Raw genomic sequence first — 9,801 nt, forward strand, 5'->3', positions numbered from 1 at the left:
GTGGTCGAGATGAAAACCCAGATCCGTCTGCACCTGCCGACATCCTGCCCCGACCAGCGTATTCTGCGCATCGTCCTCAGCCGCATCCCGCAACTCGCGACATAGCCGACGGGGCGCAGACGTCCCGAAACAAACCCGCCGACCTCAACCCGCAAACCCCCGCCTTCCATCACGACGGATCATCGCCGGCGCCCGACGAGGCTTGTCAAAATGCACTCCGAGGGCGGCCAGCTCGCCATGCAGGCCGCCGAAAGCCGATCGCCGTGCATCAAGCGGGCTAGTAGCATGTGTACCAGATCGATGCTCTCGGAGTCCCTGGCGCCAGCGGCGCAGGGCAGGCGACCTGAAATCGTGAGGCTCGTCTGGTTGGCCTTCGCGCTTTCAGATCGTGACGGCATTTTCACGCGTATCGAGGCCGAGTCGGAGCACCTGTAACGGCCGTGGCTCATCAAGTGGCAGCGCAGGGGGTCCCGCATTGCGGACAGTACCGCTCGCCGTCGGTCTCCGGCCAGCACATGCGCTTGAACCATTTGTACGCCGTCTCCTCCCGGACCTTCGCCAAGTCCATGACGGTGAGTGTCGGCATCCCGGCGACAGCAGGAAATGCTGCCTTTCGGTTCGTTTTCGGACATCGCCATAGCTCAGCCCCTCCTCGGTTTGGACGGCGACTGAGCCGCGTATTTCCAAACCTCCGGACGGGATCGGGACGAGCAAACTTGACATCTTTGATAATTGCTATTATTATTGCACTTAAATTAGCATTATGGATATAAGTGCTATCATGATAACATTTAAAATGACATCGCCGAAGGAAATCATTGAAGGTGTCGCAACACGGATGAAGCGACGACGGATTGATGCCAATTTTACCCAACGAGAGCTGGCTTCCAAGGCTGGAGTTTCCTACGGCTCCCTGCGAGTTTTTGAAGAGACCGGCAGGGCATCCTTTGAAGCTGTCGTAAAGCTCGCATTCGCTTTGGAGGCAGAAGCTGAATTTGAAAGCTTGTTTCCTTCACGACCTCCAAAGACACTTGAAGATGTCGTCGGGCATCCGGCTAGGATGAGAGTCCGCAAGAAATGAAGTTCAGGCCAATCAGAAAAGTGAAGGTGATTCTCGATCTCGAGGGTTCCCAACGAGATCTGGGAACGCTTGCCTGGAGTTCCGAGGAACGCCGAGCTTACTTTGAGTACGCAGCCGAATTCATAACCGCACCACTGCTAATTTCACCGTTCCATCTCGGATTGAAGGGAGGTCTTCTTCCAGCTCAGCATGAACCGTTCAATGGGCTGCATGGGCTCTTTAACGACAGCCTTCCAGATGGATGGGGACGCCTATTGCTGGATCGCTGCCTTCAAAAAGCGGGGGTGGACTACCATACGCTTACGGCTTTGGACCGCCTTTCTGCTGTGGGAACTTCCGGAATGGGAGCATTGGCTTTCGTTCCTGAACTTCCCGATGACAAGCATGGTGCAGGCGACTTGGACTGGTTCGTTGAGCAGGTTGAGCTTGTGCAAAAGGAGATGGACACTGCCGAGATTGACGCACTGCAGGGAGCTCAGGGCGGCTCCGCAGGCGCGCGTCCCAAGATCATGATCGGCTTGAACCCGGATCAGAATACCTTTGTGATCGATTACGGCCATCAATTGAAGCTTGGTCTCGAACGCTGGATGGTCAAATCGCGTAGCTCCGACGACCCAATAGATATCGGTGTCGAGGAGCAAGCTTATGCGCTCATGGCCCGTGCCGCCGGGTTGGAGATGGCTGATACGCGGGTGCTGCAGACAAAAAAAGGAAATCGTCTTTTCGCGACCAAGCGATTTGACCGCACATCGCATGGACGACTACATATGCATACTGCGAGCGGTCTTCTTTATGCCGACCATCGACAGGCATCACTTGACTACGGTTCGCTTCACAAACTGACGTACATGATGACTAGAGACAGCGCGGAGGTCCTCCGCATGTTCGGTCACATGGTTTTCAATGTGTATGCACGGAACCGAGATGACCATTCGAAGAACCATTCTTTCCTGATGGGATCGGATGGGCGGTGGAAACTCTCTCCGGCGTACGATCTGACCTTCTCGGCAGGCCCGGGAGGACAGCATAGCGCATCGATTGCAGGGGAGGGATTGAATCCAGGGCGGCAGCATTTGCTTGCCGTTGCTAATGGCGCTTCCATTTCCGAGCAGGAAGCTTTGAACGTGATTGAACGCATCCGATCTGCGGTCGATCGCTGGCCACTGTTCGCGGACGAAGCAGGTCTATCCAGAGCACGAAAGAATGAACTTGATCTGATCCTGAATGGACGGAGGCCTCAACCTGAACAGGCGAAACATCACGATACATCCGGTGACAATCTTGCTGTTTCCGAGCCCGTGTCGACACGAAAGAAAACGCGCAAGCGATGATGGGTACACTCCCCGTGGCCGCCGCCGTTGATGTCCTGAAGGCCCGTCTTGAGTGTTTGACATTGTAGGGGTCACAAGTTCGAACCTTGGTATCGCCCCACCATATTTTTCAATCAGTTACATGGAGCAAAATCAGGGTGTCTCCTTCCATGTAACTTTGGCGTAACCGGCTCATTCATTTCGTCGCAGTCCCTCCGCTGATGCCGACGGCGCTGAGCCGCAGGACTTCGGCAACCGAGTATTCTGCCATACACATGCGCGCCTCGTTCACATTCCTGTGATTGAGCGAGCACGCCGGCGGCTCTGCCGCTGCCGACGGATGCGGGCCGACAGCGGACGCGCCGCTCCTGGACGGTCGAGCAGAAGCTGGCGATCATGCGCGAGGTGCAGGAGTCCGGTGATCCGGTGGCGGTTGTCGCGCGGCGTCACGACATGAACGCGAACCACTTGCACATCTGGATGAAGCAAACCCGGGAACGGAGATCGGGTGACCGATCCGAGACCCCACCAATCGCCTTCATTGAAATGGGTGTGGTCGCTGTCGGGGTGCCGGTCCCGCGCCTACGTCGACCGAGAACGGCGCTTGGCGGGTCAATGTTCATCTGTCCGCGTTGGCGCAAGTGGGCTAAGTACATCGCGACGAGATTGCAGCTTGTCGACGCCGAGTGAGACGGTGCCCCTGCCCGCCCACGTCTGGATCCGCTCCGATGTGATCAATGCCACTAGCAGGGCTGTCGCCAGCAAGCCTAACCCCAGATGCCGCATCATTTTTGGGTTGCTATGTTCCATCAGATTAAAGTCCGAATTGGCTCCAGGCTCGATTTTCAGGACAGGAGGGCGGCTGTCGGCACGCTTCAATTCGTCAAAGAGGTGCGGCGTTTTTCATGGCGGCGCGAGAACGCGCAATGACCGCGGCCGTATCCGATAATGCAACGGTGGTATTGCCTCGACGGTCTCGCCGTCCATCGCAATGCGCAGGTGTCGTCGGCGCGCTTTGACCTCCAGACTTTGAACCCGGAAGAGTTCGACATCGCGGACTGGGTCGATCAGCCCGAGCGCGGCCTTGAACGGCAGCAGCGCGAGCCCCAGCCAGGACTGCGCCTTCACGACGTAGGCGCACAGCTCACCGGACGTAAGACTGCCGCGGTGGCCGAGCTCGCGCAGATCGTAGAAATTGTTGCCAACGAACACACAAAGCGTCTTCTGGCTTCGCTCGTTGCCGATAGAAATCCTGACCCTCTTCCACGATGAAACCTTGAGCGTGCGGATAAGCGCCGGGCCGAGCGCGGCAAGCTTTCCGACCCCCAGCCGCTTCTGCTCGGCGGTCCGTTCGGCGACAAGAAACGGATAGATGCCGATGGATGAGTTGTTGAGGAAGACCCGGCCGTTCACCTCCGCAACGTCGATCTGTTTCACATGGTCCGCGGTGATTGTATCCATGGCCGCCCCCAGATCATTCGACAAACCAAGATCCCTGGCGAAATGATTGAGGGTACCGAGCGGAAGAACGCCCAGGACGACATCCGTTCCCGCGACCGCCGAAGCCGCGCAACCGAGGGTGCCATCGCCGCCGCCGATCACAAGCGTCCTTGGTTTGTCGCCGGGTGATTTCGCCCAGACGAAGCTGTGGGCCATCTCCGCGATCTGGCTCCCGCCCGCCATTCGCACCTCGGCTTCCAATCCGCGCGCCTGAAGCCCGCTTCGGACGAATGCTTCGACATCGTAGTCAGCGCGCTGGATTGTGCCGGCGCTTGCATTGAGGAGGACCAGAACTGTCATGTGCGCGCCACTTGCGAAGGAGTGAAACTGGTATCGCCTGCTCGTCTCATGCAATTTCGATATTGCATCACGAATCCTCTCGATCAGGGACTGGCAACGGCACCCTGCAAGGTTCCTGTCCCCGGATTGGCCAGAATACTTCCGTCATGGGCCAGCAGGACCTTCCCGTCCCAAAGGGGTGTCGAACTATGATCGGGCCGGGTCACGAGGCGGCCGGTGTCGAGAGACACACTCGGCTACGTATGCGGACGACGCGCTACTGATACAGGCAGCGACGTCGAGCCAAGGTCTGGCAGTCGTGCGGGATGTTTCGGTGGCCGATGCTCTCGCTTCAGGAAGGGTCGTCGTTGCCATCAAAGCCTTTGTGCCAACACCGGATGGTTATTACGTCGTCGCTCCTGTAAGCAGGCCCCGTGTACCGAAGGTTCGCAGTTGGGTTTTGGGCGAGGCCGAAGCTACACAGATCTTTCAGGATCGCGGCAGCCGATCCGCCATCAACAGCGTCGACGATACGGTCGAATTCTGGCTCGCGGAGCAGCGCGATTAATGGGGAGTGAAGCGCTTCTTCAGGGCGGCGCTGACACCGTAATGGCCGGCCAGAATGCGTCATGGACGGCAGTCAGACCACCCCGAATCCGACCACTTCCTGCGACACCCTGTCAATCGGCCCGCGATTACGCGTCCTACCGGGCGACGAGATCGACGACGCCGAGGTCGCCATCATTCACGAATTCGACCCTCGCCTGTCGCTTGGCAGCAAATCGTGAGAAGGCGATCGTTTCGGTTAGGTTTGGCAGCTAATTGCGAGAATGTGGTAGCTCCGATTATCAATTTAACTGCAAAGCATCCACGTGAAGGTCACGAATCCCTTGATTTTCACACCCCCGTCTTCGGTAAATTCGATGCCGCCAATGGCCGAACCCCACGCTAATCTTGATGCGCGTCGGCGACTAAGGCGTCTGCAATGGGTCGATGTTGAACCCTGGAAGCGAGGCTCAGGCCGCCGGCTTCTCGAAGATCATGGACAAACCACGCGTCGAGGCCATTTCAACAATCAATTCTTCGATCGCCTGATCGGAAAGTCGCGTTTGTGTTGCGTCCCGGATATGTTTGACAAGACCGTGGATCGCTACAGCCACGGTGTGCGCGGCGTCATCGAGAAGACGACTGATTTCAATCACAACGTCGGCATCTATGTCGCGTGGCAAATCTCGCATACATCCTCTCCCACCTACAGGAATATTGCCGCCTTCCCGTCCATTGTCGAGTCGAGCAGACGAAACGTCGGGCTGCTCGATGGGCTGAACTCCTCCCCAGCAGACCTGCTTCTCAGCTTACCGCGTACAGCAAAATCCTTTTCCGGATCGGGTTTGATGAACAAAGGCCACTGGACCTTTCCAATCGTGGGGTTCCGATCCGGAGGAATGGAGACGACTATCCTGTTGAGCGATATCGCGGCTCCGCGGCCGCCAGTATAGAGCTGGCCGAGATTTTCAGACTGCTTGCGCGTCGTCGCGACCAGCATATCCACTTGGCTGGCATCGCTGGCGGCAAGGGCCAGAGGATGAAAGGCATATTCCCCTCGGGTCGCGCAGCCGATCAGCGCGCATAATATCGCCGACATGAGCAGAACCCGCGTGGACCGGACAAGAAGGGCCGCCATTCCGTTGCATAGAAGTCCTATCGTTCGGGCGGATTCCCTGTTCGTTAGTACGCGTCGCATCACCGAGGCCGCTTTCTGGGTGCGAAACGCATTGCGGGCACAGCCGCCAGTGGCGGCGCTGGCCCATGTTGTGGGAACCGTATGACCTGCTCGTCAGGCGCATTTCCGAAGGCCATCAGGGCCTCCGCGGGCGCTTGGATGCGCTGATAGCGTCGAGGAAGCCTGTCACGACCGGCATGGTGCTGGCTGTCAGGTCGGACTCTTCGGGCGCGCGTAGCCAATCGAGAATCGATCCATTGCACAGTAGAAGGAGCGCGCGCGCCGCCAATTCCGGCGACAAGGCGGGCGCAAGCAGGCCACGCGCGGCGGCCTGTCCGATGACGGATTCAAAAATTCTCTGCAGCGCCATGTCTGCATCTCGCTGGCGCGCAATAACCGGCTGCATGTCGTCGGCATATTCGCACCGGAGCCATAGTATCGTTAGAATGCGGGGGCGTTCGAGGTGGATTTCGAATGACCGCAGTCCGTCGCCAATTGCGCCTGCCAATTCGGCCAGCGGATCAAGATCGGGGTAGGCGGCGAGGCGGGCCTTGAGCCGTTCACCGAGTTCCTCGTTTGGCACGTTGGCCCGCCGCTCAAGTGCCGTGAATATCTCTTGCTTGTTGTGGAAATGCCAGTAGATGGCGCCACGTGTTACCCCTGCCGCACTAGCGATCTGTTCAAGGGTAGCACGGGTTACGCCGCGATCGAGGAAAACATCGATTGCTGCAGCCAACACGGCCTCACGTGTCCGCTCGGCCTCGGCCTTAGTGCGTCTCATAAATCATTTCCTTCGAGGTACCTTTTTTACATACATCCCTAGCTCTTTCATCATATATACATTCATGAATGTATATGAAACACCGGGTTTTCCCGCTGTGATGTGACTACCCGTATGGACGAACAAAGTTCGGTCTGAAGGCTAAGCCCTTCACGGCTTACTCGCTCAGGGCAGCATTAAGACCGCAACGCGGGAGCAGCTACGCCCTATTTACGTCGACCCACGCTCCCTTAAGCGGCCTGGAGAAGTGAGCAAGGACTGCAATCAGACAGACTTCGATCGAAACCGACCAGTAAATGTGCCCGAGGATCTCGCTCCACAACTCATATCTATTCAGATTCCACAGCCATCCCGTTGCACCGTTTGCGTAGGACGGATTTCTGAAACCAAGTAGGGGAATTAAAAACCCATGCATGACAATTGCGATGGTCAATCCATAGAGAGCGCCATGCCAGAGTCTAATTTTTGGAAAAAAGGCTGAAACAAAAACGTATACAAACGCAAACATAAAGCTGAACAACCAATGATATAGCGTGACTGCCCCTGGTATTTTTACTCCCTGGTATACGTAATCCAGAGAATGAGAATTAACTCCAAGCCACCCGAGCCACGCATCAATGTGCGCTGCCGGAGGAGAGATCTCGCCCGGCATCCGAGGCGGCATATTGACCTCAGAGCCCCATTTAACTAGCGAGCTAAAAAAGCCGCCAATGATTGTCGTCCAAATTATTATGCCGAGATTAATTTGGCGCTCCAGCATGATGGGACTTCCTTTATTTCTTTGATATCCGTAACGGCTTGAGATCATGGTCTGACGGGGCTCATTTTCCCGTGCCTACTCGAAACTCGCGGGGTCGGCTTGCGGCGATATTCGCTAGGAATGCCTCCCCGTCCCCTTCAGAACGGGCCGGGTTGAGCCACCAATTATTGGTTAGGCTTTCGCGAAGCCTTCGCTACTATTTAGCAACGCTGCAGTCCCGGTTCCTATTGTGCGCTGGGAAAGTGAGCATTCTCGGATGCTAAAATCGGCATACTTTGGTTTACACCTCTTCGATAAGCTCAATGAAACCGCCTCCCGATGCACGCTGCCCTATGGGTGTTTCTGAGACCGAACTGATTTCGGAATGGTCAAGAGCGGCATACGTTAGTTCACCAGATTGGTAGCGCGACGTTTTTCAACCGCTTATCCCTTTCGCTCAGGGGACCGCAAGATGTTGGGTGATTGGATAGGGAAGGTATCGTTCCCTACTGGAGATTCGGCGGAACATTGGTTAATGTCAACAGGCTGGATGCAGCTGCCTACAGCTTCATGATTCGGGGAAGGCAGTCTCGTTCCGTCTCAGGTAATTGCTGCTTGCTAAACGGTCTGGACATTGACCGGGCATCAGTTTCTTAATCGTTCTCTTGGCGCACAGGATACGAGAGAGTGACCGTATTCCCTGACCTTCGTTCGGCGATCGACCTGAAATGCTGACAAATCAGGCCAAGTTCGCCGAATGACCCGTCGACGGCGGCCTTGTTATGCTCTTCCGGGAAAATCTCAGCCCAGTTCAGCTGGATTCCATAACGGCGCGCGATCAAGGAGAAGAAGACCTTCTGGGATCGCCCGTTGCCTTCACGGAATGGATGGACCTGGTTGAGGTCGACGTAGGCGCCAGCGAATTCCTCGGCGATCTTTTCGAATGGGGCATGATCGAGGTGCCGAAGCGTAGCCTTGAGTCCATCAAGCACTCGAGTCCCTTCGGCCTCGATGCGCGAGGGTTCGCAGAAACGGGATCGGCCCCGTTCGTTGTCCTTGATGAGGAAGACCGTGCGATACTCGCCGGCCCAGTCATAGACATCCCGGAAGAGAACCTTGTGGACGGTTCGCCATCCACGCATGGAGATTCGGATGTTTCGCTGCGAAGCGAACAGCTCCGCTGCCCCCACTTCGGCATAATGGTACTCGGCTTCCCAAAGTTCCTCGATCGTTGTCAGGCCGATCTCGTTTCGAAGGAGCCCTTCAGAGCCTGGAACGAGATATGGGTCAGCCATTCCGTTTCCAGCGGGAATCGATCTCCTTCCGGAACTCCTTGATCGAAATCTCGCCAGAAATGTAGCGCTCCCGAAGCGCCTTGAACGCCGGAGACGGGCTTAACCCCTCAAACCCTGATATCGCCGCGATCTGCCTCATGTCTTCATGACGACTATGCTTGCCGAAGCTCCCTGGGTTCAGAGATTCGCTGAGGCGACTATCGTCCATCGACCGATTTTTGACGGCAATCTTTCCCATGAACCGTTATTTCCTGTTTCGTGCCTACATGCCCTTAACATAAGCGATTCAGCCGCAGGAAACAAATGGAGCTTCCTTCAAATCGGGCCTTGGGTATGATGTCGGAATAGCCCGCCCAAACCGCCGGTCACTCGGCCGCCAGCGCCATGGCCGGGTGCCGCTTTGGCGGCAACGCTACGATCCTGGGAAGATTCGCATAGGGATTCGGATAGCGTCGGCTCGTCTGGCGTTCCTCGCCTTGCCGCCGCGGCGCCAGCATGGCCGCCCCGCCTTCCGACGTGCGTGATGGCGCTGATCGCCGAACTTTCGCACACCGTCAAATCCCATTGGAAGCCGCCATACGCGCCTGGATCCTTCCTCCTCCTTCAGGCGATCCACCCACCAGACGAGTTCCTCCAGCACCTTGACCCACGACGACCGATCTCTCGAAAAGTGCCTCGAATTCCTTCCTAGATGCCGTAATGGCCCGGCCTCGAGCCCAATGCGACTAACAGACAATTCCAGTTCGTCGAAATAGCGGACCAGCGCCTCCGGCTCGCTGGCGATCTTGACCTCGCGCATGATCGTTCCGGTCGCGTCAACAATGCACACGCTGCTCTCGTCCAGAGAGACATCGATTCCCGCATAATGTTCCATGGCTGTTCCTCTCATGATGTTGGAGCCGATCGCCCGGACTCCGTTTCAACACCATCATTCTGAGGGACAGCCACCCAACCTGGCTATGCTCGCGAAGGCCGGCCCATTACGGCATCTAGGCCGCAAACTCATAAACTGACTACCGCTTTGTGACGGGTTCTGATTCAAGGCTTCTTTTGGAGGCTTGAATGCGACGTTACGAATTGAGCGACTTTGAAT

General features: G+C 56.7%; 12 protein-coding genes and 1 pseudogene. 5 read left to right on the top strand and 8 right to left on the bottom strand.

The annotated features are described in order from the left end of the window. Positions 1 to 781: 781 nt before the first annotated feature. The 3 genes from ACFFNA_RS35060 to ACFFNA_RS35070 all read left to right on the top strand — a co-directional run bounded on the left by ACFFNA_RS35060 (position 782) and on the right by ACFFNA_RS35070 (position 3,081). A complete protein-coding gene (locus ACFFNA_RS35060; RefSeq protein WP_245331287.1) occupies positions 782 to 1,081 on the top strand; it encodes a helix-turn-helix domain-containing protein in 300 nt (99 codons plus the stop codon). Further along, positions 1,078 to 2,412, top strand: coding sequence for a type II toxin-antitoxin system HipA family toxin (locus tag ACFFNA_RS35065; RefSeq protein WP_378924448.1), 1,335 nt, complete (start codon positions 1,078 to 1,080; stop codon positions 2,410 to 2,412). The genes ACFFNA_RS35060 and ACFFNA_RS35065 overlap by 4 nt, the downstream gene beginning before the upstream one ends. Before the next feature lie 309 nt (positions 2,413 to 2,721). Beyond that, complete coding sequence (locus ACFFNA_RS35070; protein WP_378924465.1) at positions 2,722 to 3,081, top strand: transposase; 360 nt, start codon at positions 2,722 to 2,724, stop codon at positions 3,079 to 3,081. 213 nt (positions 3,082 to 3,294) lie between these two features. On the opposite strand, the gene ACFFNA_RS35075 is transcribed toward ACFFNA_RS35070, so the two are convergent. After that, positions 3,295 to 4,245 (bottom strand): diacylglycerol/lipid kinase family protein, encoded by a 951-nt coding sequence (locus ACFFNA_RS35075; RefSeq protein ID WP_378924450.1) that lies wholly within the window; start codon positions 4,243 to 4,245, stop codon positions 3,295 to 3,297. A gap of 259 nt (positions 4,246 to 4,504) precedes the next feature. Here ACFFNA_RS35075 and ACFFNA_RS35080 point away from each other — a divergent pair, with 259 nt between their 5' ends. Both ACFFNA_RS35080 and ACFFNA_RS35085 read left to right on the top strand, forming a co-directional pair. Further along, positions 4,505 to 4,738, top strand: coding sequence for a hypothetical protein (locus ACFFNA_RS35080; RefSeq protein WP_167392297.1), 234 nt, complete (start codon positions 4,505 to 4,507; stop codon positions 4,736 to 4,738). 61 nt (positions 4,739 to 4,799) lie between these two features. Continuing rightward, on the top strand, positions 4,800 to 4,958 hold the full coding sequence (locus ACFFNA_RS35085) for a hypothetical protein (protein ID WP_167392296.1): 159 nt from the start codon (positions 4,800 to 4,802) through the stop codon (positions 4,956 to 4,958). Positions 4,959 to 5,186: 228 nt separating this feature from the next. Here the strand turns inward: ACFFNA_RS35085 and ACFFNA_RS35090 are convergent, their stop codons facing one another. The 7 genes and pseudogenes from ACFFNA_RS35090 to ACFFNA_RS35120 all read right to left on the bottom strand — a co-directional run. After that, positions 5,187 to 5,408, bottom strand: coding sequence for a hypothetical protein (locus tag ACFFNA_RS35090; protein ID WP_378924453.1), 222 nt, complete (start codon positions 5,406 to 5,408; stop codon positions 5,187 to 5,189). Positions 5,409 to 5,422: 14 nt separating this feature from the next. Beyond that, the gene (locus ACFFNA_RS35095) at positions 5,423 to 5,815 is read right to left on the bottom strand and encodes a hypothetical protein (RefSeq protein WP_378924455.1); all 393 of its coding nucleotides are present in this window, start codon (positions 5,813 to 5,815) and stop codon (positions 5,423 to 5,425) included. Between the two features lie 214 nt (positions 5,816 to 6,029). Further along, positions 6,030 to 6,629, bottom strand: a complete 600-nt coding sequence (locus ACFFNA_RS35100; protein ID WP_378924457.1) for a TetR family transcriptional regulator — start codon at positions 6,627 to 6,629, stop codon at positions 6,030 to 6,032. A 244-nt stretch (positions 6,630 to 6,873) separates the two neighbouring features. Then, positions 6,874 to 7,434: a YagU family protein gene (locus ACFFNA_RS35105; RefSeq protein ID WP_378924459.1), complete on the bottom strand. Its 561-nt coding sequence runs from the start codon at positions 7,432 to 7,434 to the stop codon at positions 6,874 to 6,876. Between the two features lie 632 nt (positions 7,435 to 8,066). Beyond that, positions 8,067 to 8,708: a Fic/DOC family protein gene (locus tag ACFFNA_RS35110; protein ID WP_378924461.1), complete on the bottom strand. Its 642-nt coding sequence runs from the start codon at positions 8,706 to 8,708 to the stop codon at positions 8,067 to 8,069. Continuing rightward, a complete protein-coding gene (locus ACFFNA_RS35115) occupies positions 8,701 to 8,946 on the bottom strand; it encodes an antitoxin VbhA family protein (RefSeq protein ID WP_378924463.1) in 246 nt (81 codons plus the stop codon). Before ACFFNA_RS35115 ends, ACFFNA_RS35110 begins: the two co-directional genes overlap by 8 nt. A gap of 459 nt (positions 8,947 to 9,405) precedes the next feature. After that, positions 9,406 to 9,582 (bottom strand): annotated as a pseudogene (locus ACFFNA_RS35120) (IS110 family transposase); the annotation flags it as partial. Between the last annotated feature and the right edge of the window lie 219 nt (positions 9,583 to 9,801).

It is taken from the genome of Mesorhizobium kowhaii, assembly GCF_042431665.1.
Classification (GTDB): Bacteria; Pseudomonadota; Alphaproteobacteria; order Rhizobiales; family Rhizobiaceae; genus Mesorhizobium; species Mesorhizobium kowhaii.

What these genes read in the sequence shown, in the direction of transcription:
- ACFFNA_RS35105 (WP_378924459.1), bottom strand. Translation starts at nt 7,434, where the DNA reads ATGCTGGAGCGCCAAATTAATCTCGGCATAATAATTTGGACGACAATC.
- ACFFNA_RS35065 (WP_378924448.1), top strand. Translation starts at nt 1,078, where the DNA reads ATGAAGTTCAGGCCAATCAGAAAAGTGAAGGTGATTCTCGATCTCGAG.
- ACFFNA_RS35115 (WP_378924463.1), bottom strand. Translation starts at nt 8,946, where the DNA reads ATGGGAAAGATTGCCGTCAAAAATCGGTCGATGGACGATAGTCGCCTC.
- ACFFNA_RS35085 (WP_167392296.1), top strand. Translation starts at nt 4,800, where the DNA reads ATGGACGGCAGTCAGACCACCCCGAATCCGACCACTTCCTGCGACACC.
- ACFFNA_RS35095 (WP_378924455.1), bottom strand. Translation starts at nt 5,815, where the DNA reads ATGTCGGCGATATTATGCGCGCTGATCGGCTGCGCGACCCGAGGGGAA.
- ACFFNA_RS35110 (WP_378924461.1), bottom strand. Translation starts at nt 8,708, where the DNA reads ATGGCTGACCCATATCTCGTTCCAGGCTCTGAAGGGCTCCTTCGAAAC.
- ACFFNA_RS35090 (WP_378924453.1), bottom strand. Translation starts at nt 5,408, where the DNA reads ATGCGAGATTTGCCACGCGACATAGATGCCGACGTTGTGATTGAAATC.
- ACFFNA_RS35060 (WP_245331287.1), top strand. Translation starts at nt 782, where the DNA reads ATGATAACATTTAAAATGACATCGCCGAAGGAAATCATTGAAGGTGTC.